The sequence below is a fragment of the Comamonas denitrificans genome (assembly GCF_042654745.1).
GTDB lineage: Bacteria > Pseudomonadota > Gammaproteobacteria > Burkholderiales > Burkholderiaceae_C > Comamonas > Comamonas denitrificans.
In genome coordinates, this window is sequence record NZ_JBHSEY010000048.1 from 227,987 (window position 1) to 254,000 (window position 26,014).

The following is a 26,014-nucleotide window of genomic DNA, read 5'->3' on the forward strand; positions in this document are numbered from 1 at the left end:
AGCCTCATTAGGTACTACCGGTGCGATGATTGTTTTCGGTTTTTTGGGCTTATTGGTTGGTAGCTTTTTAAATGTTGTCATCCACCGCTTGCCCAAAATCATGGAAGCGCAATGGGATGCCGAGTGCGCCGAGCACATGGCAGCACAAGCAGGGCAAGAGGACTTTACCCCTCCCGCACCAGCGCTGACCCTCTCACACCCACACTCGCGCTGCCCCCAGTGTGGGCACGGCATTCGCTGGTTTGAAAATATTCCCGTGCTCAGTTGGCTGGTGTTGCGTGGGCGCTGCAGCCAGTGCCAGCACCGCATTAGTGTGCGCTACCCGTTGGTGGAAATCACCACCGCATTGCTGTTTGCCTGGAATGCCGCCCATTGGGGGCCGACTGCCGCCGCCTTGGTGTGGTGCGGCTTTAGTGCAGTCTTGCTGGCCCTGGCATTGATTGATTGGGATACCACGCTGCTGCCCGACAGCATGACCTTGCCACTGCTATGGGCGGGCTTGATGGCAACCACTTTGGGCTGGACGGGAATTAATTTACTAGATGCGGTGTGGGGCGCTGCTGCGGGTTATTTATCGCTGTGGAGTATTTACTGGGTTTTTAAATTAGCCACTGGCAAAGAAGGCATGGGTTACGGCGACTTTAAGTTGCTCGCAGCGTTGGGGGCTTGGTTTGGCTGGCAGGCCTTGGTACCGATTTTGCTGGCCTCGTCGGTCATTGGCGCAATCATTGGCATCGCTTTAAAAATCAATAGCCGCTTGCGGCCGGGTGGATATATTCCTTTTGGGCCATTTTTGGCTGGCGCCGGTTTTGCCGTATTATTTTTTGGGGCGCAAACCATGATGCAAAAATTCTTGGCTTTGCTTGGTTTGTAATGGCCGGTATTTTCAAGCTCGGCCTGACCGGTGGCATTGGCAGCGGCAAAAGCACCGTTGCCCAACTCTTGGCCGAATATGGGGCCACGGTAGTGGATGCCGATGCTGTTTCTCGCAACTTGACAGCCAGCGGCGGCGCAGCCATGCCAGCAATTGCCGACGCTTTTGGCCCCCACATGATGGCTGCGGATGGCAGCCTGAATCGCGCAGCCATGCGCAATTTGGTGTTTGAGCACCCCCATGAGCGCCAGCGCCTGGAAGCCATCCTCCACCCCCTGGTGCAAACGACCCTGGCAGCACAAATTGCCCAAGCCGAACACGCGGGGGCCAAGGTTGTGGTGCTCGATATTCCTTTGCTGGTCGAATCGGCATATTGGCGCGCGCAGGTGGATGCCATTTTGGTCGTCGATTGCAGTGAAGCCACCCAAATTACCCGTGTAATGCAGCGCAGCCAGCTCGATGAATCAGCGGTGCGCAGCATTATTGCCAGCCAAGCCACACGAGAAGCACGCCGCGCTGTGGCCGATTGGATCATCGTGAATGACGGAATCACTTTGGAGCAATTGCGGGCACAGGTGCTATCAATTTCACAAAAGTTGCCGTTATGATTAGCGCCCCTGCCCGGAAAACCTGTCCGCTACTGCCCAACCACCGCAAAGTCCCCGCGTGATTCTGTACGAATACCCCTTCAACGAGCGTGTGCGCACTTACTTGCGCCTGGAGCAGCTTTTTCGCCGTTTGCTCGAATTGATGGGCCGTGAATCGGCCTTGGACCACCATTTTGCGTTGGCCACCATGTTTGAGATTGTGGAAATTGCCTCGCGCACCGACCTCAAATCGGACGTGATGCGAGATTTAGAGCGACAAAAAAACATTCTCGATGGCCTGCATGACAACCCGGACATCGCCCAGAACATGCTGGCCAAAATCATCGACCAGCTCAACCAACGCTATGCCAGCTTGCATGCCCAAACGGGTAAATCCGGCCAAAGCTTGCTCGACAGCGAAATGCTCAACGCCCTGCGCAGCCGCCTGGAAATCCCTGGTGGCACCAACGGTTTTGACCTGCCGGCTTACCACCACTGGCAGCACTTCCCGGCGGAGCAGCGCCAGAATGATTTGCGCCACTGGGGCCAATGCTTAAAGCCCCTGGCCGATGCCATTTTTCTGCTTCTGGGCCTCTTGCGGGACACAGGAACCCCGCAAAGGGTGGCGGCCAGCAATGGGCAATTTCAGCAATCGCTGCCCTCGTCCAAAGCCTACCAATTGCTGCGGCTGCGCATTGATCCAGCGCTGGGCTTGATCCCTGAAATCAGTGGCAACCGCCTGATCGTTTCTGTGCGGCTGCAGCAAATGCAATTGCAAAACGGCCATTACCACTGGCAGACCAGCACGGTCAATGCCGATTTTGAGCTCACGCTGTGCGCCTAAAAACCCGCTCCTGCCCCGGCCCCATGACCACACCTGCCGCCCCCCAGCCACCCGCATCGACACCGCCCACAGTGGCCTGCCCAACCTGCGGCGGCCCGGCCCTGTTTGCACCCAGCAACCGCTGGCGGCCTTTTTGCAGCGAACGCTGCAAGCGCATCGACCTGGGAGCCTGGGCGGCCGAAGAGTTTCGCGTTCCCAGCCGGGAATCCGAGGCGGATAGCGCCCCCGATAGTCAGGACGCTTGATGCTTGCGCTTGGACTGTGAATTTTCTGAAGCTGCGCAGCAAGCGAAGCAGCCACGCCCAACCACAGCGCATCCGTTAGAACGTGTTCACGATCTCCTCATGGGTGTGTGGGCGCGGCTTCGGGCGGTCTGCGTCGTTGCAAATCCTCGCAATAGCCAAGCTATTGCTGTGGTTTGCGCCTCGCAACCCATCCCGAACCGCATCCCCCACACCTTCATTCGAGACCATGAACACGTTCTTAGAGCGCAGCCGCCATAACCAGCACGCCGCCTCCCGCCTGACTCACCGCAGTTGTCCGAGCGCAGCGCCGCAAAGCGGCGCGTAGCGAGTTCTGCGGTGCAAAAGCTGCGCAGCACGCCTTCTTTGCTGACTTTCTTGCGCGGGCAAGAAAGTCAGTCGCCCGCCGGGGCGAGTCCCGGCCAGCCGCCGCAAAAATCAGAAAGAAAAATAAATAAATAAATAGCTGCATCCGCAATCAAACAAACAAATTCACTATAAAAACACCTTAAATTTCAATAAATACCAGCGCAAAAAGCTTCTTTTTATCATCCACCCTAGGAACGTGTTCACGATCTAAGGCTGAAACCTGCGCAACCGCAGCGCATTGCTCACCACAAACACACTGGACAAGGCCATCGCCCCCGCCGCAAACATGGGCGACAGCAGCATGCCATTGACCGGGTACAGCACCCCGGCGGCCAGCGGAATCAGCGCCACGTTGTAGGCAAAGGCCCAGAACAGGTTTTGCGCGATATTGGCCATGGTGGCCTGGGACAGGGCAATTGCCTTGGGCACCCCGCCCAGGTCGCCGGACATGAGCACCACGTCCGCCGCTTCCACCGCAATATCGGTGCCGGTGCCAATGGCGATGCCCACATCAGCCTGGGCCAGCGCCGGGGCATCGTTGATGCCGTCGCCAACAAACACCAGCGTGCCATGGCTTTGTTGCAGGCGCTGCACGGCCTCGACCTTGCCGCCGGGCAGCACTTCGGCCACCACTTCGTCAATGCCCAGCTGGCGGGCAATGGCCTGGGCGGTGTGGCGGTTGTCGCCGGTGATCATGGCCACCTTCAGCCCCAGTTGGTGCAGCGCGGCAATGGCGGCGGGGGTGCTGGGCTTCATCGGGTCGGCCACGGCCAGCATGGCGGCCAGCTGGCCATCGATGGCGGCGTAGAGCGGGGTTTTGCCCTCTTGTCCCAGTTGCTCGGCGGCAGCAGCAAACGCGGTCACATCCAGCCCCAGCTGGCGCATAAAGCGATCGGCACCGATTTCGATGCGCTGGCCGCCGTGGTGTCCTTGCACCTGGGCGCGTACGCCCATGCCGGAGAGGTTTTCGAACTGGGCCACCGTGGGCAACGCCAGCCCTTCGTCCTCGGCGGCCTGGACGATGGCGCGGGCAATGGGGTGCTCGGACTGCGCCTCGACCGCCGCGATGGCCGCCAGCACCGGGGCGCGGTCGAAACCGGAGGCCAGGGCCAGATCGGTCAGCACGGGTCGCCCCAGGGTCAGGGTGCCGGTTTTATCGACGGCCACGACGCGGGTGGCTTTGAGCTGCTGCAGCGCCTCGCCCTTGCGCAACAGCACGCCCAGCTGCGCCGCGCGGCCGGTGCCGACCATGATCGAGGTCGGCGTGGCCAGCCCCATGGCACAGGGGCAGGCGATGATGAGCACGGCCACGGCATTCACCACCGCAAAATTCAGTGCGGGCTGCGGCCCCCACAGCCACCAGGCCAGGAAGGTGAGCAGCGCCGCCGCCATCACCGCCGGGACAAACCACATGGTGACCTTATCGACCAGCGCCTGGATGGGCAGCTTGGCCCCTTGCGCCTGCTCCACCATGCGGATGATTTGCGCCAGCAGCGTATCACCGCCGACCTTGGTGGCCTCAAAAACCAACGCGCCGTTTTGGTTCACCGTGCCGCCGACCAGCTCGGCCCCGGCCTGCTTGGCCACAGGCACGGGTTCGCCGCTGACCATGGATTCATCGACAAAGCTCTCGCCCTCCAGCACCACGCCATCGACGGGAATGCGCTCGCCGGGGCGCACCTGCACGCGGTCGCCGGCCATGACCTGCACGATGTCCACCTCTTGCCATGCGCCAGCGCCGCGCTGCACGCGGGCGGTCTTGGCCTGCAATTGCACCAGGCGGCGGATGGCATCGGAAGTCTGGCCCTTGGCCCGCGCCTCTAAAAAACGACCCAGCAAGATCAGCGCGACGATGACGGCTGCTGCCTCGAAGTACACATGCACCGTGCCCGTGGGCAGCACGCCGGGGGCGAAGGTGGCGACCACCGAATAGGCAAACGCCGCCGCCGTGCCCAGCGCCACCAGGGAATTCATGTCCGGCGCACCGCGCAGCAGGGCAGGCACGCCCAGGGCGTAGAACTGCCGCCCCGGCCCCAGCAGCACGGCGCTGGTCAGCACACATTGCAGCAGCCAGCTGGTGCGCATGCCGATGGTGGCCTCGATCCACCCATGCAGCGGCGGGAAAACATGCCCGCCCATTTCCAGAATAAAGACAGGCAAGGCCAGCACCAAGGCCCACCCCAGGCTGCGTTGCAAGCGCTGGCGCTCGGCGGCCTGGCGCTGCGCCTGGGCATCGTGGGCCTGGGCGCTGGCCTCTTGCACGACAGGGGCCGCTTCGTAACCGGCCTTGTGTACGGCAGCAATCAGCGCCTGCACCGGCGTGCCCGCCAGCAGCTGGATGCGGGCGCGTTCGGTGGCCAGGTTCACCGCCACATCCTGCACGCCGGGCACGCGGCGCAGCGTGCGCTCGACCCGGCCTACGCACGAGGCGCAGGTCATGCCCTGCACCTGCAGCTCAACGCTGGCCTGCGGCACGGCGTAGCCGGATTTTTCAATGGTGGCGATGGCCGCGGCCACGTCGGGCGGCCCGTCAAAGTGCAGGGTGGCGCTTTCGGTGGCCAGATTGACCTGCACGCTGGCCACGCCGGGCAGTTTTTTCAAGGCCCGCTCGACCCGGCCCACGCACGAGGCGCAGGTCATGCCCTGCACCGGCAGGGTGACGGCGGGAAAGTGGCGGGCCGGGGTGCTGGCAGCAGCATGCATGGCAGTGGTTCCTTCAGTCATGCCGGGACTGTAAGGCTTGCCATGGTGGCAAGGTCAAACGGTGGAGGGAGGCGGCGGCTCTGCGCGAATCTCGCAGCCAAGCTTGCGTTGTGGATCGGGATGGGCTGCAAGGCGTAAACCACAGCGATAGCCGAAGCTATCGCGAGGATTTACAACGCAGCAGACCGCCCGAGGCCACAGCGCAGGCGGCGCGAGGATTCGTGCAGAGCCTCCCTCACTAGCCCGGTTGCAGTTGCACCGGCTGGCCCTGGCGGTTGAAGGGCAGGTAGGCATTGACCATGCCGCCGCGAATGGATTCGACCATGCGGTGCAGTTGCGCATCGACCTGGGCATCGCTGGGCTCTTCATGGAGCACCCCGCCCAGGGCGGCGACAAAGACCAGCGACCAGGGCTGGGGCAAGGGGGCCTCCAGGGTGTGCGACTCTTCCAACAGGGCGGCAAACGAGGCGATTTCTGCCGGTTTTTTGTCCACGCACAGCAGCGGCTCCAGCGTGCCGCCCTGGGCCTGGGCGAACTGCGCCTGCTGGCGCGGGCTGGGCTGGTCGGGCAGGCCGGCGCTGGCAAAAACCAGCAGCAGGCGCTGCGGCTCAGGCTGGGCGCGGGCGATGCGCAGCAGGTCGTCAAAGTGTTCAATCGTGTGCATAGCGTGCAGTGCTCCTAGACGGCCAGCACCTGGCCATCGTGTTCAACATAAGGGGGGTAGGACGGGCAGGGCATGGTGCCGCTGTGCGCCGCTTGTGAGGCAGCGATAAAGCCACCGCTGGCCACATCAAAAACATACACCTGCCCCTCTTCAATCACATAGTGCCAACCGTGCAGGGTGAGCTGGCCCTGCTGCACGCGCTGGCGCACCATAGGGTAATCGAGCAGGCGCTCCAGTTGCAGCACGACGGCCCGCTGCTCGGTGCGGCGCAGCACCTGCGCACAACAGGGCTGGGGCAACACCGCCGCCCGGCCCAGGTCAAGCCAGCGGCGCAGGTTGATGGCCTCGTCCGGCACGCCCTGGTAGAGCGCCTGCACGGCCCCGCAGTGGCTGTGCCCGCAAACCACAATGCGCTGCACGTTCAGCGTGAGAGTGGCGTATTCAATGGCCGCCGTGGTGCCATGGTGGCCGTGCGAGCCGTCGTAGGGCGGCACAAACGCGCCCACGTTGCGCACCAAAAACAGCTCGCCCGGCCCCGCGCCCGTGAGCAGGTAGGGCAGCAGGCGTGAATCGGAGCAGCCAATGAACAGCGTCGTCGGGTGTTGGCCATCCTGCACCAGCGCCTGGAACTGCGCCCGGTACTGGGGGAAGGCGTTGTGGTGAAAGTGCTGGAGGCGCTCCAGCAGCTCGTCATCAGGCATACGCTTTTTGCTTGCGCTTGCGGCTTATTGCACCAGCGGGGTGCTGGCCGCGTCCAGGTCGATGCCGACCACCTCGGCCTCGCCCGCCAACAGCTGCAGGTACTGGCGCAGGGCGTTCAGCCAGGCTTGGTGGCGCAGTTGCTGGGCCACGGCGGCATGCACCTGCTCAAAGGGCTTGGCTTCGGGTTTTTGCCGGGCGCAGACCTGCACCACGTGCAGGCCAAAGCGGCTGTGGACCAGGCGGGCCAGAACGCCGATTTCTTGGCCCTCGAATACATCGCGGGCAAATTCCGGGGCGCAATCCTCGCGGGTGAGCCAGCCCAGGTCACCGCCTTCGGCCCCGCTGGGGCAGTTGGACCATTTTTTGGCCGCCTCGGCAAAGGCGGGGCCGCCCTCGTCGGCGCAGCGCAGCTCCAGCAGCAAGGCCTCGGCCCGCTGGCGCAACAGGTTTACGTTTACCCCCGGTGTGACGGCAAACAAAATGTGGCGCAGGTGGGCGCGTTCGCCCCGCGCGCCAATGGTGGGGTGGGCAGCGTGGTAGCGGCGGCAGGCTTCTTCCGATGGCTCGGGCACGCTCAAAGCCTGCTCCAGCAACTGCTCGATGGCGGCCGTGGCGGCGGCGCTGGTGGCACCGTCGTGCGGGGCCGGGTCGTCCTGGGCCAGCAAGCCTTGCTGCAGGGCCTGCTGGCGCAGCAGCTCGGTGCAGGCGCGTTGGCGCAGCAGCTCGGGGGGCAGGTGTTCGCCAGGGGCGTGCAGGGGGATGCCGTTGATGTGGGCCGCTTCGGCTGTAGCGATGGCTTGTGGCATAGCGAATCCTTTATTGATAGCTTTTTGCGCTTTTAAATACAAGGTTTTTGATGGTTTTGTTTTCAAAAATGTTTATTTGCGTGCGGTAACAGCTTCTCTTTAAGAGTATTTACGAACAATGCGGTCTTGCGGGTTGTTGGTTCCGCTGGCCGGGTCTCGCCCCGGCGGGCGACCTCCTTTCTTGCACGCGCAAGAAAGGAGGCAAAGAAAGCGTGCTGGCGCAGCTTGGGCACCGCAGAACTCGCTTCGCGCCTGCGGCGCTGCGCTCAGACAACTGCGGTGAGTCAGACGGGAGGCGGCTTGCCTGTGCTGGCCGCTGTGCCCGGACGGATGCGCTGGAGCGGAAAGTTTCTTCGCTTGCTGCGCAGCTTCAGAAACGGTTCCGGTGTGCACGGCTTCTCTCCTTAGCGGGGTTGGTTCTGGCCCGCAGGCACATTCATGCGCCGCGCCCGCACCAGTTGGTACGGCCGGGCGATGTAGGCCAGGGTGCCAAAGCCGCTCCACACATGCACCAGGCGGGTGAAAGGGAAGATCAAAAACACCGTCATGCCCAGCGCCATGTGCAGTTTGAACACCCAACTCACGCCATCGAGCAGCCCCACAGCGTTGCTTTGGAAGGTGACGATGGCTTGCGCCCAGCCGGCCAGCTGCATCATGACCGAGCCATCCAGGTGCTGGGCCGACAGCGGCAGCGTCGCCAGCCCCAGCGCCAGTTGCACCCACAGCAGCCACAGCAGCAGGATGTCGCTGGTTTTGCTGGTAGCGCGGATGCGTGCGTCGGTCAGGCGCCGGTGCAGCAACAGGCTCACGCCAATGAAGGCCAGCAGCCCGGCAATGCCGCCGCTGACGATGGCCATCAGCTGCTTGTCGCCGGCGCTGATAAAGGCTTCGTACATAAAGTGCGGGGTGAGCATGCCCACGCTGTGGCCGAAGAACAAAAACAGCACGCCAATGTGAAACAGGTTGCTGCCCCAGCGCAAGCTGCCCCGGCGCAGCAACTGCGAAGAGTCGCTTTTCCAGGTGTACTGGTCGCGGTCAAAGCGAATCCAACTGCCAATAAAGAACACGGCCAGACAGATGTAGGGGTACAGGCCGAACAAAAAGTGATCAAGCCAGGCGGTCATGGCGCAACTCCTTGGGAAGATTGAGAACGTGTTTTGCGCACCGTTTGCGGGCTGGGGCGGTTTTGCCCTTGGTTGGTGCAGCCGTCAAAGGGCTCGGGTTCGGCCCAGGCCTCGTCCATGTCCGGCTCGGGGGCCAGGGGCACGGCCTGGGCTTTTTCGCCCGCTGCCTCCAGGATGGCGGCAATCACGCTGGCGTACGGGCTTTGGCGCTGCAGCAAGGCGGTGAACAGGGCGTTCAGGATGTGCGTCATCTCGCCCAGAAACTCGCGTGCCAGCGCGGCGGGCTGGGTGGAGGCGAACTCCAGCACCACGCCCAGGTGGTCGGGCAGCTCGGGGGCGTTGAACAGCAAACCGGCTTTCTCGTAGGTTTGTGCCAAATCCAGCAGCGCCGGGCCGCGCTCGCGCGAATCGCCGTGGATGTGCTCAAACAGGTGCAGCGAGGTCTGCCGCCCCCGGTCAAAGGTTTCCACATAGCGCTCTTGCAGGGCGTACATATCGTGCTGCGCCAGCTGGCGGCCCAGGGCGTGCAGCTCGGCCAGGCGGTCTTTGCCCAGCACGTTCTCTTCGGCCAGGGCCTGCAGCAGCTCACCCACTTGCGGGCGCAGCTGGGCATCGGGGTAGTCCAGCAGCCGGGCCAGCACGCGCAAGGTGATGCGCAGGCTGGCCGGGGTGGAGGTGGTTTTCAACATGGTTACCGCTCCTTTCTTACACCGTGGCCTTGATGGGCACGGTGCGCTTTTTCTTGCTGCCAAAGATGCTGACCGGGGTGGAGCCGTCCGAGCAGCCGTTGCCAAACGAGAAGCCGCAGCCGCCCCGGATGTCGAAGGCGTTTTCGGCGTACTCGCGGTGCGTGCTGGGGATGACGAAGCGGTCTTCGTAGTTGGCAATGGCCATCACCTGGTACATGTCCTGCACGTCGTGCGCGGTCAGGCCCACTTGTTTGAGCACGGCCAGGTTTTGCACCTTGTCCACGTGGACGCTGCGTTGGTAAGAGCGCATGGCCAGCATGCGCTCCAGCGCCCGAATGACCGGGGCGGTGTCGCCGGCGGTGAGCAAGTTGGCCAGGTACTGCACGGGAATGCGCAGCTGGCCTACGTCTGGAATCTCACCATTCACGCCCAGGTGGCCGGCATTGGCCGCCGAGGTGATGGGCGACAGCGGCGGCACGTACCACACCATGGGCAGGGTGCGGTATTCGGGGTGCAGCGGCAGGGCGATTTTCCAATCCACGGCCATCTTGTACACCGGGCTTTTCTGCGCCGCTTCGATCCAGTTGTCGGCAATGCCATCGCGCTTGGCCTGGGCAATCACTGCCGGGTCGTGGGGGTCGAGGAAGATGTCCAGCTGCGCCTGGTACAGGTCGCGGTCGCGCTCCACGCTGGCCGCTTCCTGGATGCGGTCTGCGTCGTACAGCAGCACGCCCAGGTAGCGGATGCGGCCCACGCAGGTCTCGCTGCACACCGTGGGCTGGCCCGCCTCGATGCGCGGGTAGCAGAAGATGCACTTTTCGGCCTTGCCGGTTTGCCAGTTGTAGTAAATCTTTTTGTACGGGCAGCCCGAAACACACATGCGCCAGCCCCGGCATTTGTCCTGGTCGATCAGCACAATGCCGTCTTCCTCGCGCTTGTAGATCGAGCCGCTGGGGCACGAGGCCACGCACGCCGGGTTCAGGCAGTGCTCGCACAGGCGCGGCAGGTACATCATGAAGGTGTTTTCGAACTGGCCGTACATCTCCTTTTGCACCTGCTCGAAGTTCACGTCGATGCTGCGCTTGGCGAACTCGCCGCCCAGGATTTCCTCCCAGTTCGGGCCCCACTCGATTTTTTCCATGCGCTGGCCGGTGATCAGGCTGCGCGGGCGGGCGGTGGGGGCGGCCTTCATCTCGGGGGCCGACTGCAGGTGGTCGTAGTCGAAGGTGAAGGGCTCGTAGTAGTCGTCAATCTGCGGCAGGTTGGGGTTGGCGAAGATCTTCATCAGCATCTTCCACTTGCCGCCCTGGCGCGGGGTGATGGAGCCATCGGCGTGGCGGCTCCAGCCACCGTTCCATTTGTCCTGGTTCTCCCACTCCTTGGGGTAGCCGATGCCGGGCTTGGTCTCAACGTTGTTGAACCAGGCGTATTCCACGCCGGGGCGGCTGGTCCAGACGTTTTTGCAGGTGACCGAGCAGGTGTGGCAGCCAATGCACTTGTCCAGGTTCAGCACCATGCCGATTTGGGCACGAATTTTCATTGTGTTCTCCTTCTTTTTCAGGCGTGTTGGGCCGCTGCTTCGGTTTCAGCATCCAGCCAATCGACGCGGCGCATCTTGCGCACCAGCACGAACTCGTCGCGGTTGGTGCCAATCGTTCCGTAGTAGTTAAAGCCGTAGCTGTACTGCGCGTAGCCGCCAATCATGTGCGTGGGCTTCAAGACCACCCGGGTGACCGAGTTGTGGATGCCGCCGCGCGTGCCGGTGATTTCTGAGCCGGGGGTGTTGATGATCTTTTCCTGCGCGTGGTACATCAGCACCATGCCGTTGTTCACCCGCTGGCTGACCACGGCCCGGGCGGCAATCGCGCCGTTGGCGTTGAACAGCTCGACCCAGTCGTTATCGACAATGCCGCCGCGCTTGGCATCGTCTTCACTCAGCCAGATCACCGGCCCGCCCCGGTTGAGGGTGAGCATGTGCAGGTTGTCGCTGTAGGTGCTGTGGATGCCCCATTTCTGGTGCGGCGTGATGAAGTTCAGCGCGATCTCGGGGTTGCCGTTGGGCATCTTGCCTTGCACCTCGTGCAGGGCCTTGAGGTGTACCGGCGGGCGGTAGCTGACAAAGCCCTCGCCAAAGTCGCGCATCCAGGGGTGGTCTTGGTAGAACTGCTGGCGGCCCGTCAGGGTGCGCCATGGAATCAGCTCATGCACGTTGGTGTAGCCGGCGTTGTAGCTGACCTTCTCGCTCTCCAGCCCGCTCCAGGTGGGCGAGCTGATGATCTTGCGCGGCTGCGCCTGGATGTCGCGAAAGCGGATTTTCTCGTCCTCGCGGTGCAGCGCCAGGTGGACGTGGTCGCGCCCGGTTTGCTTGCCCAGCGCCTCCCAGGCCTTGCAGGCCACGTGGCCGTTGGTCTCGGGGGCCAGCATCATCACCACCTCGGTGGCATCAATGTCGGTGACGATTTTTGGGCGGCCCTGCGTTACGCCTTCTTCGCGCACACGGCCATTCAAGTCGCCCAGCTGTTCCACCTCGGTCTGCGTGTTCCAGCCAATGCCCTTGCCGCCGTTGCCCACTTTGTCCAGCAACGGGCCCAGGGCGGTAAAGCGCTTGAAGGTATTGGGGTAGTCGCGCTCGACCACGGTGATTTGCGGCGCGGTCACGCCGGGGATCAGGTCGATCTCGCCCTTCTTCCAGTCTTTCACATCAAAGGGCTGGGCCAGCTCGCCGGCGGTGTCGTGCATGATGGGGGTGAGCACCACCTCTTTTTCCACGCCCAGGTGGCCTACGCACACTTCGCTGAAGGCTTTGGCAAAGCCTTTGTAAATCTCCCAGTCACTGCGCGCCTGCCAGGCCGGGTCCACGGCCGCCGACAGCGGGTGAATGAAGGGGTGCATGTCGCTGGTGTTGAGGTCGTTCTTCTCGTACCAGGTGGCCGTGGGCAGCACGATGTCCGAATACAAGCAGGTGGTGCTCATGCGAAAGTCCAGCGTCACCAGCAAATCGAGTTTGCCCTCGGGTGCTTTGTCGTGCCACTTCACTTCCAGGGGCTTGGCCTCGTCCTTACCCAAATCCTTGCCCTGCACGCCGTGGGTGGTGCCCAGCAGGTGCTTGAGGAAGTATTCATGCCCTTTGCCCGAGCTGCCCAGGATGTTGGAGCGCCAGACAAACATGTTGCGCGGCCAGTTCAGCGGGTTGTCCGGGTCTTCGCAGCTGAGTTTGATGCTGCCGTCTTTCAGCCCCTGCACCACGTGGTCTTTGGCATCCACGCCTTTGGCGGCCGCGTCTTTGACGACTTGCAGCGGGTTGATCTCCAACTGCGGGGCGCTGGGCAGCCAGCCCATGCGCTCGGAGCGCACGTTGAAGTCGATCATGCTGCCCTGGTAGGCGGCCTTGTCGGCCAGGGGCGAGAGCACTTCTTCCACGCCCAGTTTTTCGTAGCGCCACTGGTCGGTGTGGGCGTAAAAGAAGCTGGTGGAGTTTTGCTGGCGCGGCGGGCGAATCCAATCCAGCGCAAAGGCCAGCGCCGTCCAGCCGGTTTGCGGGCGCAGTTTTTCTTGGCCCACATAGTGCGACCAACCGCCGCCCGATTGGCCGATGCAGCCGCACAGCATCAGCATATTGATGATGCCGCGGTAGTTCATGTCGCAGTGGTACCAGTGGTTCATGGCCGCGCCAATGATGACCATGGACTTGCCGTGGGTCTTGTCCGCGTTGTCGGCAAACTGGCGGGCAATGGTGACGATTTGCTCGCGCGGCACGCCGGTGATGCGCTCTTGCCAGGCCGGGGTGTAGGGGGCGTTGGCATCGTATCCGCCGTCGGCCCCCTCGCCCTCCAGGCCCCGGTTCACCCCGTAGTTGGCCACTTGCAAATCAAAAACCGTAGCTACTGCCACACGCCCAGTAACGCCTTCGCCGCTTAAATCCAAATAAGTAATGGGCACGCGGCGCAGCATTACATCGTTGCCCTGGTCGTTGGCGTTGAAGTTGGGGGTATCAATCCCGCCAAAGTAGGGGAAGGCCACATCGGTCACTTCATGGGCTTGCGCCCCGTCTTCCAGCACCGAGAGCTTGAGCTTGACGGTGTTGCCCTGGCGGGCATCTTTGTTCTCCAGGTTCCACAGCCCTTGGTCATCGCGCCCGTCTTGGCCCCAGCGGAAACCGATCGAGCCATTGGGCAGCGCCACCTGGCCATCGACGTTGTAGGCCACGGTTTTCCAGTCCGGGTGGTTGGCCTGGCCCAGTTGGCCGACAAAGTCGCTGGCCCGCACGTAGCGGCCCGGCACCTTGACCACGCGGCCATCGGGCAGGGTTTTGTCCTCCAGCACGACCAGCAGCGGCAGGTCGGTGTAGCGGCGCGCATAGTCGTCAAAGTAGCTGCTGCGCTTGTTGAAGTAGAACTCTTTCAAGATGACGTGGCCCATGGCCATGGCCACCGCCGCATCCGTGCCCTGCTTGGGGTGCATCCACAGGTCGGCGAGCTTTGCCACCTCGGAGTAATCGGGCGTCACGGCCACGACCTTGGCGCCCTTGTAGCGCACCTCGGTGAAAAAGTGGGCGTCGGGCGTGCGCGTCTGCGGCACGTTGGAGCCCCAGGCGATGATGAAGTTGGAGTTGTACCAGTCGGCGCTCTCGGGCACGTCGGTCTGCTCGCCCCAGGTCTGCGGGCTGGACGGCGGCAGGTCACAGTACCAGTCGTAAAAGCTCATCGACACGCCGCCGATCAGGCTCAGGTAGCGGCTGCCGGCGGCATACGAAATCATCGACATCGCCGGGATGGGCGAAAAACCAATGATGCGATCCGGGCCATGCTGCTTGATGGTGTACACGTTGGCCGCGGCAATCATCTGGTTCACCTCGTCCCAGGTGCTGCGCACAAAGCCGCCCAGGCCACGCTGCTTTTGCCATTCCTGGCGGGCTTCCTGGTTTTGCACGATGGCGGCCCAGGCATCGACCGGGCTGTTGGCCACGGCCAGCGCCGCGCGCCAGTGCTTCAAGAGGCGGCCGCGCACCAGGGGGTATTTCACGCGGTTGGCCGAATACAAATACCAGCTGTACGACGCGCCCCGGGCGCAGCCGCGCGGCTCGTGATTGGGCAGGTCGGGGCGGGTGCGCGGGTAGTCAGTCTGCTGGGTTTCCCAGGTGACGATGCCGCCCTTGACGTAAATCTTCCACGAGCAAGAGCCCGTGCAGTTCACGCCGTGGGTGGAGCGCACGATCTTGTCGTGCGCCCAGCGGTCGCGGTAAGCGTCTTCCCAGGTGCGGTCTTCACCGTTGGTTTCGCCGTGGCCTTGGGCAAAGGTCTCGCGCGGTTGAGAGAAATAAGTGAGTCGGTCGAGAAAATGGCTCATCGTGGGCTCCAGTGAGTTTTCTTGGGGTCAGCAGGGATTGGCAGCGCCGCGGCGGGCATACATCCACCAGTTCAGCACGACGTTGAAGGCGAAGAAGGCGGCCAGGCCGTAGAACACCGGCGTGGCGGATTTGAAGGCGCCGAAGGAGGCGGCAAACAGCATGCCGAACAGGAAGGGCCCGTAGGCGGCGATGGCGGCGGTGAAGCCGATCACACCACCGGCCTGGCGCGGCTCGAACAGCATGGGCATCTGCTTGAAGGTGCTGGCGTTGCCCACGCCGGCGAAGAAGAACATGGTCAGCATGCCGGCCACGAACATCGGGAAGCTGTCCAGACCGGTGGGGCTGGTGAGTGTGGTCACCCAGACGGTGGAGGCGAGCATCCCCAGGCCAGCCCAGTGCGTGACGCGGGCACCGCCGAGCTTGTCGGACAGCGGACCGGCCACCACGCGGGCAGCGGAACCCACCAGCGGACCGTAGAAGGCCCAGGCCAGCGGATCGGGCGCACCTTCGAAGCCGCCATAGATCTGCTTGATCAGCAGCGGGAAGGTGGCGGCCAGGCCCGAGAAGGCACCGAAGGTCATGACGTACAGCGAGGTCATGCTCCAGGTGTGGCGCGAGCGGAAGATGTCGAACTGCTGCGCGAAGTTGGCCTTGACCGGCACCGACTTGAGCATCAGCCAGGCGCTGACACCGAAGACGAAGGTGAAGGGGATCATCACGGCGGCAGCGTTCTGCAGGTAGACCTGGCTCTGCACGCCCGCCTTGGTCAGCGTCTGCGAGTCACCCATGAAGGCGGCGCCACCCATCAGCGCGAAACCGATGATCCAGGGCGTGACGAACTGGACGATGGACACACCGAAGTTGCCGATACCGGCCTGGATGGCCAGCGCCGTGCCCTGCAGCCGCTTGGGGAAAAACAGGCTGGTCGACGGCATGAAGGACGAGAAGTTGCCGCCGCCCAGACCGGCCAGGAAGGCCAGCAGCATCAGCATCCAGTACGGGGTGCCCGGATCCTGCACCGCGTAGAACCAGCCCACCAGCGGGATCAACAGGCTCAGGGTGGACAGGCTGACCACCAGGCGCGTGCCGAACATGGGCGTGAGGAACATGTGCACCAGACGCAGGGTGCCGCCAGCGAGGCCGGGCATGGCCGCCAGCCAGAACAGCTGCTGCGGCGTGAACTTGAAACCGATCTGCGGCAGGCGAACGACCAGGGCCGAGACCAGGAACCAGACGATGAAGGCCATCGTCAGATTCAGGGTGGTGATGGTCAGTGTTCGCCAGGCCAGTCTGGACGCGCCGGCGCTCCAGAATGATGTGTTTTCGGGCTCCCAGCGCGACAGCCAGGTGCCATCGGTGGTGGCCGAAGGATTGAGGGTAGCCATGGTGTTTCCTTGCGGGTGAATGGGGGTGTGAAGCGTCACTTGACCGTCTAGGCCAACGGCGAGGCAGCGGCGTTGCTGCCCATGACCTCGGTGCGGCGCACTTCGGTCCAGTACATCCAGATCAGCGAGACCCAGACCACGCCATACATCAGCATGAAGGCGCTGGAGCGGATGCCCGTCCAGTCCATCAGCGCGCCGAACATGATCGGCAGGATGAAGCCGCCCAGGCCACCGGCCAGGCCGACGATGCCGCTGATGGCGCCGATGTTGCCGGGGTAGTCGTCGCTGATGTACTTGAACACGCTGGCCTTGCCGAAGGCCCAGGCGATGCCCAGCACGAACATCAGCGCGGTGAAGGCGTAGACGTTCAGGCCGATGTGGAAGGTCCTGGGCCCGTCGACGGTGGTGACGGTGAAGTCGGTCTGCGGATAGGACAGCAGGAACAGGCAGATCCAGCTGACCCACATCACCCACCAGGTGACCTTGTGCGCACCGTATTTGTCGGACAGCACCCCGCCGATGGCGCGCAGCACGCCGCCGGGCAGCGAGAAGCAGGCGGCCAGCAGGGCCGCGACGCGGATATCCAGCCCGTATTCACCCACGTAGTACTGCACCATCCACAACGAAAGGGCCACGTAGCCGCCAAACACGATGCTGTAGTACTGGCAGTACTTGAGCACCTTGGGGTCCTTCAACGCCTTGAGCTGGTCGGTGAACTTGACGTTGCTGGGCACCAGGTGCGACGGATCGCTGTGACTGAACAGCCAGAACAGCACCAGCGTACCCAGCATGATGGCCGCATACACCTGAGGCACCATGGCCCAGCCGAAGGCCACCAGCAGCACCGGCGCGACGAACTTGTTGACCGCGGCGCCCGAGTTGCCGGCACCGTACACGCCCATGGCCATGCCCTGGCGGTTCTTGGGGAACCAGCGGGCCACATACGGGGTGCCCACCGAGAAAGAACCACCGGCCAGGCCGACGAACAGGCCGATCACCAGGAAGTGCCAGTATTCGGTGGCGTAGGTCATCAGCCAGATGGCTGGCACAGTGATGGCCATGACGCAGGCCATGACGATGCGGCCGCCGTACTTGTCCGTCCAGATGCCCAACGGCACGCGCACCAGCGAGCCGGTTAGCACGGGCATGGACATGAGCAGACCGAATTGCGTGGAATTCAGGTTCAGCATCTTCTTGATGGGGATGCCGATCACACCGAACATCATCCAGACCATGAAGCACACGGTAAACGCCAAGGTGCTGGCAATCAGCACCGACCAAGCCTGGCGGCTGTAACGCTCAGCACTGACAGAAGGGGTAGAAGCGAAGGCCATTGCAAAAATCCGGTAGAGCAGCAATGGCCTGCATCCTCCCCGTTCGCCCTGGCGCTGCCTATCCGCCAGTGGGGCTAAAAGGCAAGGCAGAAGAACGATAGGGCTGCAGGTACCCTCGTTCCAAAGGAGTAGTCCCTTGGAATTAATTTTTCAATAAAAACCGCTTTAACTGCTTATGTGTAAAGCGGATGCAGCTATCAATTATTCACTGCGTATGCGGTCAGAGGCGTACACCGCCGCCTGCACCCGCGAAGACAGGCCCAGCTTGCGCAAAATGTGCTGCACGTGAATCTTCACCGTGGTTTCGGCAATATCCAGCCGCCGGGCAATTTCCTTGTTGCTCGCACCCTGGGCAATTTCGCGCAGCACCTCCTCTTCGCGCGGCGACAAAGGCGAAGGCGAAGCCGCTGCGGCCGGTGTGCCCTGCGCCCCCTCGGCCACGGCGGCGGGTTCGGGGGCCCCTTGGCTTTGAAAGGCGGTCACCAGCTTGCCCAGCAGCTCGGGGCTGACCACCGGCTCGCCCCCCGCCGCGCGGCGGATGGCTTCAAAGAGCAGTTCGCCATCCATGGTTTTGAGCAAATAGCCCTGCGCCCCATTGCGCAGTGCCGTGGCCAAATCCTGCCCGTCTTCACTCACCGTGAGCATCACCACCCGGCTGGTGGGGCTGGCCTGGCGCAGCCCGGCAATGGCATCCACCCCCAGCACGCCGGGCAGGTGGTTGTCCAGCAAGATGACCTGCGGCTGCAGCTGTGGCACTTGGCGCAGCGCCTCGCTGGCATCGCTGGCATCGCCAATCACCTGCAGCCCGGCATCCTGCCCAATCAAGGCCATCAGCCCCCGGCGAAACAAGGTGTGGTCATCGACAACAAAAACGGTGATCGGGTCAGGGTAAGCAGGCATGGCGGTCAAAAATCAAAGGGGGTCGCCCAAGGCGGGCAAAGCGGCTAAAGATGGCAGCTGCAACCGCACGGTAGTACCCGATCCTGAGGTGGAAATCACCTGTAAATCAGCATGAATAAGCGCAGCGCGCTCCTTCATTATTCCCAGGCCCACGTGCAAAGAATCTGGTGCCACTTCTTGCGAGGCAAAGCCGCAGCCATTGTCGGTAATGCTGAAAGTCCACACCGGGTGGCGCTGCACGCTCATCGTGACCTGGGTGGCCTGGGCGTGCTTGCGGATGTTGGACAGCGCCTCTTGCACGATGTGCAGCACCTGCACTTGCACATCGGGGGGCAGCGGCAAGCCTTCGGCGCTGCCCATGATGAGCACCCCTTTCAGGCCGGTTTGGTGCTCAAACTTGGACAAGGTGGAGCGCAGGGCATGGCCAATGTCTTCATCGCTGGTGCGGGTGCGAAAGTGCACCAGCAGCTCGCGCACATCGGCGTAGCACTCGCGCACGCCCACCTCCAATTCACTCACGCTGCGGTCGCGGGCGGCGGTGTTGCCTTTGGCAATGGCATCGCGCAGCAGCTGGGTTTGGATTTTTAAAAACGCCAGCGATTGGGCAATCGAATCGTGCAACTCGCGGGCAATCAGGCTGCGCTCTTGCGCCACGGCGGCCTCGCGCTCCAGGGCCGTGACGCGCAGGCTCTCCATCGCACTGGCCAAGTGCTCGGCCATGGCTGTGAGCAGGGCATGGGTTTCGGGGGTCAGGGTTTGCTCTTGCACGAAGTACAAATTCACCTCGCCCAGCAGGCGCTGCTGGTGGCGCAGCGGCACCCCCACCAGGGTGACGTAGCCGGCCTCGCGGCAATGGGGCAGGGTGACGACCTCGTCCGTGTGCAGGCGAATCACCCGCGCTTTGGCCCCCTCTTTGGGCGGCGCACAAATGCACGCGCCCGTGGGCAGGCAATGCTCTTGGGTGCTCAGGCTGGGCGGCAGGCCCTCGCTGGCCAGCAGCACGTAGCGCTCATTGGCCTCGTCCGACCAGCGCACCGCCACGGCATCGGCCTGCACGCTGGCACGCACTTGGTGGACAAAGCCCTGGGCCAGCGTCTGCAGGTTGTCGGCCTCGGCCATTTGGGCGCTGACGGTGTACAGCGCCTGCAACTGGGCGTGCTGGGCCTGCAGGCTGGCGGTTTTCTCGCGCACTTTGAATTCCAGATTCTCCCGGGCCGATTGCAGCGAAGCGGCCATCAGGTTAAAGCCCGAGGCCACGCGGCCAAACTCCCCGCTGGACTCCAGCTGCAAGCGCGTTTGCAGCTGCCCCTGGCGGATATGGGCCATGCCGCCTTCCAGGCGCTCCAGGGGGTAGAGCACCTCCCAGTAACTCATCATCCAGAACACGATGGTCGCCCCAATCACCAGCGCCACCATCATCAGCAGGAACAGGTGCAGGCCCGCCGTCCAGCGCACCATTTCGCGCTCCAGCAACGTCACCAAGTCATCAATCACCTGCACCAGGGCATCGCCCTGGGCGCGAAACTCGGGCAAGGTGGCCGCCGTTTGCATGCGGCTCAGGTGCTGCCAGCCCTCTTCGATGCGGGCAAACTGCGCGCGCAGCGGCGGTGTCCACAAAATTTGCAAAGGCCGCGACGGATCGCCCTCGCGCAGCAACTGCAGGCTGGCGCTAAACCGCGCATTGCCCTGGTCAAGCAAGTGCTGCTCATGGTTTTGAAACGACAGCTGCATGCGAAACACCTGCATGCGCAAGCGCCCCGCCTCATTCACCGCCGCCGCGCCGCCTTCAAGCTGCCAGGTCACCCACAAAGTAATGCTGACCGAGGCCAACCCGGCCAGCAAGAACACCAAGCTCACGGCTTTGATCTTGGCCGACAGCGACAGCAAACGAAACATGGGCGGCACCTTGCGCACGGCGTGCGCCAGAGAAGTGGAAAATGAACAACAGCGCAAAAGCGCAGCACGCTGGCGCTGTGCATTGTCCCCAACCCAGCCCCAACCCCGCTAAGCTTGGGCCACTTTTTTGTACTGAAAATATTTTTCCTATGCCGCAATTCAGTGCCAACCTGAGCATGCTGTTTCCTGAGCGCCCCTTTTTGCAGCGCTTTGCCGCCGCCGCCCAGGCCGGATTTAGCGCAGTGGAGTTCATGTTTCCCTACGCTTTTGCCATCGCCGACCTGCGCGATGCCATCGCCCACAGCAAGGTGCGTGTGGTGCTGCACAACCTACCCCCCGGCGATTGGGATGCCGGTGACCGGGGCATTGCGTGCCACCCCGATCGCATAGAAGAATTTCGCGACAGCGTGGCCCAGGCCATCGCCTACGCCAGCGCACTGCAGGTGCCGCGCCTCAATTGCCTGGCCGGCTGCACTCCCGCCGATACCGATCCGGTGCTGGTGCGCCACACCCTGGTGGCCAATCTGCGCTTTGCCGCCGAGGCCCTGGCCCAGCACGGCATCGGCCTGGTGGTGGAGATGATCAATACCGTGGACATGCCTGGCTTCTACTTGCACCGCAGCGCCCAGGCCCTGGACGTGCTGCACGCCGTGGCCCACCCCAACCTGCAACTGCAGTACGACATCTACCACATGCAGCGCATGGAGGGCGAGCTGGCCACCACCTTGCAGCGCCTGCTGCCGCACATTGGCCACATCCAAATTGCCGATACCCCAGGCCGCCACGAGCCGGGCACAGGCGAGATCAACTACCCCTTTGTGCTGCGCCACCTGGATGCCATCGGTTACCAGGGCTGGGTCGGCTGCGAATACCACCCCCTGGGCGATACCCAGGCCGGGCTGGTGTGGTTGAAAAATTTTTTGCACTCCAATTGAGTTTTCACCATGCTGCCACCTGACCTGCTCCAGCACCTGTTCGCCGCCGCCATCGCCAGCGCCCAGCCCGCACAGTGCGTACCGCCCTATTTGCCCCGGCCTGAGGAGGTTAAAGGCCGCTTGGTCGTCCTGGGCGCAGGCAAAGCCTCGGCCGCCATGGCCCAGGTGGTCGAGCAACACTGGCCCGGGCCCTTAAGTGGCCTGGTCGTCACCCGCTACGGCTACCAAGTGCCGTGCCAGCGCATTGAAGTGGTGCAGGCCGCCCACCCTGTGCCCGATGCCGCCGGGCTGCACGCCGCCCAGCGCATGCTGGCCCTGGCCGAGGGCCTGACGGCGGACGATGTGGTGCTGGCGCTGATTTCGGGCGGCGGCTCGGCCCTGCTGCCTTTGCCGCTGCCGGGCATCACGCTGCAGGACAAGCAGGCCATCAACCGCGCCTTGCTGGCCAGCGGGGCCAGCATTGGCGAGATGAACACCGTGCGCCGCCACCTTTCGGCCATCAAAGGCGGCCGCCTGGCCGCCGCCTGCCACCCGGCCCGGGTCATCACCCTGCTGCTGTCAGACGTGCCCGGCGACCACCCGGCCGACATTGCCTCTGGCCCCACTGTGGGCGATGCCAGCACCTGCGCCGATGCGCTGGCCATCGTGCAGCGCTATGGCCTGCAGCTGCCGCCCCAGGTGCTGGCCGCACTGGAAAGCGGCGCGGGCGAATCCATCAAACCGAACGACCCGCGCCTGGCCACTGCCCGCACCCACCTCATTGCCGCGCCCCAGCAGGCCCTGGAAGCGGCCGCCCGGGTGGCGCAGCAGCACGGCATTGCCTGCCACATCCTGAGCGATGCCATCGAGGGCGAGGCCCGCGATGTGGGCCAAGTGCTCGCCGCCCTGGCCTTGCAAGTGGCCCAGCGCGGCCAGCCTTTTCAGCCGCCGTGTGTGCTGCTCAGTGGCGGAGAAACCACCGTCACCCTGCGCAGCACCCCGCAAGCGGCGGGCCTGGGCGGGCGCAATGTCGAATGCCTGCTGGCCTTTACCCTGGCCACGCGGGGGCATCCGCGCATCCATGCCCTGATGGGCGATACCGATGGGGTGGATGGCGGGGCCGAGATTGCCGGGGCCAGCAGCGGGCCGCACACCTTGGCGCAGGCTTTTGCCCAGGGCCTCAGCCCCTTGGCCCACTTGGACGGCCACGATGCGCACCGCTTTTTTCAAGCCCTGGGGGCCAGTGTGGTGACGGGGCCAACGCTGACCAATGTGAATGATTTCCGGGCGATTCTGATCTTGAACAAATAACCAAATCAATAGCTATTGGCGCTTTATATATAACAAAATCAAGGCTTTTTTTTATATTTTTCTAGGTATCCGTGCGGGAAGCGCTATCACATTCTTAAAGATGCGCCAGCGGCAGCGCCGTCTTGTAGCGCACCTGCTTCAAGGCAAAGCTGGAGCGAATCTTTTCGATGTCCGCAATCGGCGTGAGCTGCTCCAAGATAAAGCGCTCTAGCGCGGCAATATCGGGCAAGGCCACCCGGATCAGGTAATCCGAATCGCCGCTCATCAAATAGCACTCCATCACCTCGTCGTGCTCGGCGATGCGCCGCTCAAAGTCGGCCAGCACCTCCTTGCTTTGGGTTTTCAGGCTGATGCTGATGAACACGTTCAGCCCCAGCCCCAAGTTTTTGGCATTGACCAGGGCCACATAGCGCTCGATCACCCCGGCGGACTCCAGGGCTTTGACCCGCGTGAGACAGGGCGAGGGCGACAAATGCACGCGCCGGGCCAGCTCCACATTGGACAAAGCGCCATCGGCCTGCAACGCCGCCAAAATACGCAAATCGGTGCTATCCAGCTTCATATGCTTTCAATCCTTTTTTTTGCGGCATATTGTGCTGCAAACCAGGGCAGCCACTGCGTTTTCAGTAGCCTATTTCGGAGATTTTTTGCTACAGTTTTTCTCACTATTGGAGAATTTCATGGCCCTCTTACCTGCCCCCGCTGCCCTGGATACCGACGGGCAAGAAACCGCCGAGTGGCGCGATGCCTTCACCGCCCTGGTGGCCACCCACGGCCCGGCCCGCGCCCGGTTCATTCTGGACACCCTGGCCGATGCCGCCCACCGCGCCCAGGTGGGCTGGCAACCGGCGCTGAACACCCCCTACGTGAACACCATTGCCGCGCCGGCGCAGCCCGCCTTCCCCGGCGATTTGGCGGTGGAAGAGCGCCTGGCCAGCCTGATGCGCTGGAACGCCCTGGCCATGGTGGTGCGCGCCAACAAAGCCTATGGCGAGCTGGGCGGCCACATTGCCAGCTACGCCAGCGCCGCCGATTTGTTTGAGGTGGGCTTTAACCACTTCTTCCACGCCCGCGAGGGCCTCGATGCCGGTCAGCACCGGGGCGATTTGGTGTTTTTCCAGCCGCACAGCGCCCCTGGCGTGTACGCCCGCGCGTTTTTGGAAGGCTTTTTGACCGAGCAAGACCTGCTGCATTTCCGCCAAGAAATCACCGCCCCCAGCGCCGGGGCCCGTGGCCTGTGCAGCTACCCGCACCCCTGGGCCATGCCTGATTTTTGGCAGTTCCCCACCGGCTCGATGGGCATCGGGCCGATCAGCAGCATTTACCACGCCCGCTTCATGCACTTTTTGACCGACCGGGGCCTGCTCGATTGCGCAGGCCGCAAAGTCTGGGGCGTGTTTGGCGATGGCGAGATGGACGAGCCCGAAAGCACCAGCGCCCTGACCCTGGCCGCGCGCGAGGGGCTGGACAACCTGGTCTGGGTGGTCAATTGCAACCTGCAGCGCCTGGATGGCCCGGTGCGCGGCAATGGCCGCATCGTTGATGAACTCGAGCGCCTGTTCACCGGCAGCGGCTGGAACGTGATCAAGCTGCTGTGGGGCAGCGACTGGGACGGCCTGTTCGCCCGCGACCTGACCGGCACCCTGGTGCGCACCCTGGGCGAGACGGTGGATGGCCAAATGCAAACCTTTGCCGCCAAGGATGGGCGCTACAACCGCGACCACTTCTTTCACCAACACCCCGAGTTGGAGCAGTTGGCCCAGGGCATGACCGACGAGCAAATCGACCGCTTAAAGCGCGGCGGCCATGATTTGGTGAAGATTTACGCCGCCTACGCCGCTGCCGCCACGCACCGGGGCCAGCCCACGGTGATTTTGGCGCACACCAAAAAAGGCTACGGCATGGGCACCGCCGGCCAGGGCAAGATGACCACGCACAGCCAGAAAAAGCTCGATGACACGGAGCTGATCGCCTTTCGCAACCGCTTTCACCTGCCCCTGACCGACGAACAGGCGCTGAACCTGGAGTTTTTGCAGCCCGGTGCCGACAGCGCCGAAATGCGCTACCTGCACGCCCAGCGGGCCAAACTGGGCGGCTACCTGCCCCGGCGCCAAACCCAGTGCGCCACCGTACCCGTGCCGCCGCTGGCGCAGTACGCCCAGTTCGCCCTGGCCCCGCAAGCAAAGGAGATGAGCACCACCATGGCCTTTGTGCGCCTGCTGACCAATTTGCTCAAAGATGCCACGATGGGCCCGCGCATCGTGCCCATCGTGGCCGACGAGGCGCGCACCTTTGGCATGGCCAATTTGTTCAAGCAAGTGGGCATTTACAGCAGCGCTGGTCAGCAATATGCGCCCGAAGACATCGGCTCCATCCTCGCTTACCGCGAGGCCAAAGATGGACAAATTCTGGAAGAAGGCATCAGCGAAGCCGGTGCCCTGGCCAGTTGGACGGCCGCTGCCACCAGCTACAGCGTGCACGGCCTGGCCATGCTGCCGTTTTATATCTACTACTCGATGTTTGGCTTTCAGCGCGTGGGCGATGCCATCTGGGCTGCTGCCGACCAACGCGCCCGGGGTTTTTTGATCGGGGCCACCAGCGGGCGCACCACCCTGGGCGGCGAAGGCCTGCAGCACCAAGACGGCACCAGCCACCTGGTGGCCGCCACCATCCCCAACTGCAAGGCCTACGACCCGGCCTTTGCCGGGGAGCTGGCCGTCATCATCGACACCGGCATGCGCGAAATGCTGGTCGAGCAGCGCGATGTTTTCTACTACCTCACCACGATGAACGAAAACTACGCCCAGCCCGACCTCCCAGAAACCGCCCATGCCGGCGTGCTGCGCGGCGCTTATCTTTTTAAGAGCTATCTCCGCAATACCAGCAACGGCTCAGGCGCTATTTCATCCGAAAAACACGTCACCCTGCTGGGCTCTGGCGCCATCCTGACCGAAGTGCTGCAAGCGGCCGAGCAACTGGCCGCCCAGGGCATCAACGCCCACGTGGTCAGCGTTACCAGCTGGAGCGAGCTGGCCCGCGACGGCCAGGCCTGCGAGGGCCATGCAGACGGTGCCGCCACGCCCTGGCTGGCCCAGGTGCTGGCGCACACACAAGGCCCCATCGTGGCCGCCACCGACTACGTGCGCGCCGTGCCCGAAACCGTGCGGGCCTACCTGCCCCCAGGCCGCGCCTACCGCACCCTGGGCACCGACGGCTTTGGCCGCAGCGACACCCGGGCCGCCTTGCGCCAGGCGTTTGGCGTGGATGCAAAAAATATTGCTGCCACGGCACAGGGCTTGCTCAGGGGGTAATCCGTTCTGGTA

20 protein-coding genes are annotated in these 26,014 nt (G+C 63.3%); 7 read left to right on the plus strand and 13 right to left on the minus strand.

Going from position 1 to position 26,014, the window contains the following annotated elements:
• Positions 1-25 precede the first annotated feature (25 nt).
• Genes ACFO24_RS10830 through ACFO24_RS10845 form a run of 4 tightly spaced genes read left to right on the plus strand, consistent with a single transcriptional unit; the run spans position 26 to position 2,550 of the window.
• Positions 26-874: a prepilin peptidase gene (locus tag ACFO24_RS10830; RefSeq protein ID WP_377738387.1), complete on the plus strand. Its 849-nt coding sequence runs from the start codon at positions 26-28 to the stop codon at positions 872-874.
• Positions 874-1,482, plus strand: coding sequence for a dephospho-CoA kinase (gene coaE / locus ACFO24_RS10835; protein ID WP_377738349.1), 609 nt, complete (start codon positions 874-876; stop codon positions 1,480-1,482). Before ACFO24_RS10830 ends, coaE begins: the two co-directional genes overlap by 1 nt.
• Positions 1,483-1,540: 58 nt before the next feature.
• On the plus strand, positions 1,541-2,305 hold the full coding sequence (gene zapD, locus ACFO24_RS10840; RefSeq protein WP_207575643.1) for a cell division protein ZapD: 765 nt from the start codon (positions 1,541-1,543) through the stop codon (positions 2,303-2,305).
• 23 nt (positions 2,306-2,328) lie between these two features.
• The gene (locus ACFO24_RS10845) at positions 2,329-2,550 is read left to right on the plus strand and encodes a DNA gyrase inhibitor YacG (RefSeq protein WP_207575642.1); all 222 of its coding nucleotides are present in this window, start codon (positions 2,329-2,331) and stop codon (positions 2,548-2,550) included.
• A gap of 573 nt (positions 2,551-3,123) precedes the next feature.
• On the opposite strand, the gene ACFO24_RS10850 is transcribed toward ACFO24_RS10845, so the two are convergent.
• From ACFO24_RS10850 to ACFO24_RS10905, 12 genes are all read right to left on the minus strand, one after another.
• On the minus strand, positions 3,124-5,640 hold the full coding sequence (locus tag ACFO24_RS10850; RefSeq protein ID WP_465251391.1) for a heavy metal translocating P-type ATPase: 2,517 nt from the start codon (positions 5,638-5,640) through the stop codon (positions 3,124-3,126).
• 217 nt (positions 5,641-5,857) lie between these two features.
• Positions 5,858-6,283, minus strand: a complete 426-nt coding sequence (locus ACFO24_RS10855; protein ID WP_377738350.1) for a ribonucleotide reductase subunit alpha — start codon at positions 6,281-6,283, stop codon at positions 5,858-5,860.
• A 14-nt stretch (positions 6,284-6,297) separates the two neighbouring features.
• Positions 6,298-6,984, minus strand: a complete 687-nt coding sequence (locus ACFO24_RS10860) for a carbonic anhydrase (RefSeq protein ID WP_377738352.1) — start codon at positions 6,982-6,984, stop codon at positions 6,298-6,300.
• A 24-nt stretch (positions 6,985-7,008) separates the two neighbouring features.
• The gene (locus tag ACFO24_RS10865; protein ID WP_207575638.1) at positions 7,009-7,791 is read right to left on the minus strand and encodes a peptidylprolyl isomerase; all 783 of its coding nucleotides are present in this window, start codon (positions 7,789-7,791) and stop codon (positions 7,009-7,011) included.
• Between the two features lie 404 nt (positions 7,792-8,195).
• Entirely contained in the window at positions 8,196-8,915 is a 720-nt protein-coding gene (gene narI / locus ACFO24_RS10870) for a respiratory nitrate reductase subunit gamma (RefSeq protein ID WP_377738353.1), read from the minus strand.
• Positions 8,912-9,604 (minus strand): nitrate reductase molybdenum cofactor assembly chaperone, encoded by a 693-nt coding sequence (narJ, locus tag ACFO24_RS10875; RefSeq protein WP_207575636.1) that lies wholly within the window; start codon positions 9,602-9,604, stop codon positions 8,912-8,914. The genes narI and narJ overlap by 4 nt, the downstream gene beginning before the upstream one ends.
• Positions 9,605-9,620: 16 nt before the next feature.
• Complete coding sequence (gene narH, locus ACFO24_RS10880) at positions 9,621-11,144, minus strand: nitrate reductase subunit beta (protein WP_207575635.1); 1,524 nt, start codon at positions 11,142-11,144, stop codon at positions 9,621-9,623.
• Between the two features lie 17 nt (positions 11,145-11,161).
• Positions 11,162-14,950: a nitrate reductase subunit alpha gene (locus ACFO24_RS10885; RefSeq protein ID WP_377738354.1), complete on the minus strand. Its 3,789-nt coding sequence runs from the start codon at positions 14,948-14,950 to the stop codon at positions 11,162-11,164.
• Positions 14,951-14,977: 27 nt separating this feature from the next.
• On the minus strand, positions 14,978-16,336 hold the full coding sequence (locus tag ACFO24_RS10890) for an MFS transporter (protein ID WP_377738355.1): 1,359 nt from the start codon (positions 16,334-16,336) through the stop codon (positions 14,978-14,980).
• Positions 16,337-16,383: 47 nt separating this feature from the next.
• Positions 16,384-17,670 carry an MFS transporter gene (locus tag ACFO24_RS10895; protein ID WP_377738356.1) on the minus strand — a complete coding sequence of 429 codons (1,287 nt, stop codon included), beginning with the start codon at positions 17,668-17,670 and terminating at the stop codon, positions 16,384-16,386.
• Positions 17,671-17,871: 201 nt separating this feature from the next.
• Positions 17,872-18,570: a response regulator gene (locus tag ACFO24_RS10900; protein ID WP_377738358.1), complete on the minus strand. Its 699-nt coding sequence runs from the start codon at positions 18,568-18,570 to the stop codon at positions 17,872-17,874.
• A 12-nt stretch (positions 18,571-18,582) separates the two neighbouring features.
• Complete coding sequence (locus ACFO24_RS10905; protein ID WP_377738359.1) at positions 18,583-20,466, minus strand: histidine kinase; 1,884 nt, start codon at positions 20,464-20,466, stop codon at positions 18,583-18,585.
• Positions 20,467-20,615: 149 nt separating this feature from the next.
• On the opposite strand from ACFO24_RS10905, the gene hyi reads away from it, so the two are divergent.
• Positions 20,616-21,401, plus strand: coding sequence for a hydroxypyruvate isomerase (hyi, locus tag ACFO24_RS10910; protein ID WP_377738360.1), 786 nt, complete (start codon positions 20,616-20,618; stop codon positions 21,399-21,401).
• A 9-nt stretch (positions 21,402-21,410) separates the two neighbouring features.
• Entirely contained in the window at positions 21,411-22,691 is a 1,281-nt protein-coding gene (locus ACFO24_RS10915) for a glycerate kinase type-2 family protein (RefSeq protein WP_377738362.1), read from the plus strand.
• A 94-nt stretch (positions 22,692-22,785) separates the two neighbouring features.
• Here the strand turns inward: ACFO24_RS10915 and ACFO24_RS10920 are convergent, their stop codons facing one another.
• Entirely contained in the window at positions 22,786-23,253 is a 468-nt protein-coding gene (locus tag ACFO24_RS10920; RefSeq protein ID WP_377738363.1) for an Lrp/AsnC family transcriptional regulator, read from the minus strand.
• 118 nt (positions 23,254-23,371) lie between these two features.
• Here ACFO24_RS10920 and mdeB point away from each other — a divergent pair, with 118 nt between their 5' ends.
• Positions 23,372-26,002 carry an alpha-ketoglutarate dehydrogenase gene (gene mdeB, locus ACFO24_RS10925; protein ID WP_377738364.1) on the plus strand — a complete coding sequence of 877 codons (2,631 nt, stop codon included), beginning with the start codon at positions 23,372-23,374 and terminating at the stop codon, positions 26,000-26,002.
• Positions 26,003-26,014: the final 12 nt, after the last annotated feature.

What these genes read in the sequence shown, in the direction of transcription:
- narJ (WP_207575636.1), bottom strand. Translation starts at nt 9,604, where the DNA reads ATGTTGAAAACCACCTCCACCCCGGCCAGCCTGCGCATCACCTTGCGC.
- ACFO24_RS10850 (WP_465251391.1), bottom strand. Translation starts at nt 5,640, where the DNA reads ATGACTGAAGGAACCACTGCCATGCATGCTGCTGCCAGCACCCCGGCC.
- ACFO24_RS10885 (WP_377738354.1), bottom strand. Translation starts at nt 14,950, where the DNA reads ATGAGCCATTTTCTCGACCGACTCACTTATTTCTCTCAACCGCGCGAG.
- ACFO24_RS10915 (WP_377738362.1), top strand. Translation starts at nt 21,411, where the DNA reads ATGCTGCCACCTGACCTGCTCCAGCACCTGTTCGCCGCCGCCATCGCC.
- ACFO24_RS10845 (WP_207575642.1), top strand. Translation starts at nt 2,329, where the DNA reads ATGACCACACCTGCCGCCCCCCAGCCACCCGCATCGACACCGCCCACA.
- mdeB (WP_377738364.1), top strand. Translation starts at nt 23,372, where the DNA reads ATGGCCCTCTTACCTGCCCCCGCTGCCCTGGATACCGACGGGCAAGAA.
- hyi (WP_377738360.1), top strand. Translation starts at nt 20,616, where the DNA reads ATGCCGCAATTCAGTGCCAACCTGAGCATGCTGTTTCCTGAGCGCCCC.
- coaE (WP_377738349.1), top strand. Translation starts at nt 874, where the DNA reads ATGGCCGGTATTTTCAAGCTCGGCCTGACCGGTGGCATTGGCAGCGGC.
- narI (WP_377738353.1), bottom strand. Translation starts at nt 8,915, where the DNA reads ATGACCGCCTGGCTTGATCACTTTTTGTTCGGCCTGTACCCCTACATC.
- ACFO24_RS10865 (WP_207575638.1), bottom strand. Translation starts at nt 7,791, where the DNA reads ATGCCACAAGCCATCGCTACAGCCGAAGCGGCCCACATCAACGGCATC.
- ACFO24_RS10855 (WP_377738350.1), bottom strand. Translation starts at nt 6,283, where the DNA reads ATGCACACGATTGAACACTTTGACGACCTGCTGCGCATCGCCCGCGCC.
- narH (WP_207575635.1), bottom strand. Translation starts at nt 11,144, where the DNA reads ATGAAAATTCGTGCCCAAATCGGCATGGTGCTGAACCTGGACAAGTGC.
- ACFO24_RS10920 (WP_377738363.1), bottom strand. Translation starts at nt 23,253, where the DNA reads ATGAAGCTGGATAGCACCGATTTGCGTATTTTGGCGGCGTTGCAGGCC.
- ACFO24_RS10905 (WP_377738359.1), bottom strand. Translation starts at nt 20,466, where the DNA reads ATGTTTCGTTTGCTGTCGCTGTCGGCCAAGATCAAAGCCGTGAGCTTG.
- ACFO24_RS10890 (WP_377738355.1), bottom strand. Translation starts at nt 16,336, where the DNA reads ATGGCTACCCTCAATCCTTCGGCCACCACCGATGGCACCTGGCTGTCG.
- ACFO24_RS10860 (WP_377738352.1), bottom strand. Translation starts at nt 6,984, where the DNA reads ATGCCTGATGACGAGCTGCTGGAGCGCCTCCAGCACTTTCACCACAAC.
- ACFO24_RS10830 (WP_377738387.1), top strand. Translation starts at nt 26, where the DNA reads ATGATTGTTTTCGGTTTTTTGGGCTTATTGGTTGGTAGCTTTTTAAAT.
- ACFO24_RS10895 (WP_377738356.1), bottom strand. Translation starts at nt 17,670, where the DNA reads ATGGCCTTCGCTTCTACCCCTTCTGTCAGTGCTGAGCGTTACAGCCGC.
- ACFO24_RS10900 (WP_377738358.1), bottom strand. Translation starts at nt 18,570, where the DNA reads ATGCCTGCTTACCCTGACCCGATCACCGTTTTTGTTGTCGATGACCAC.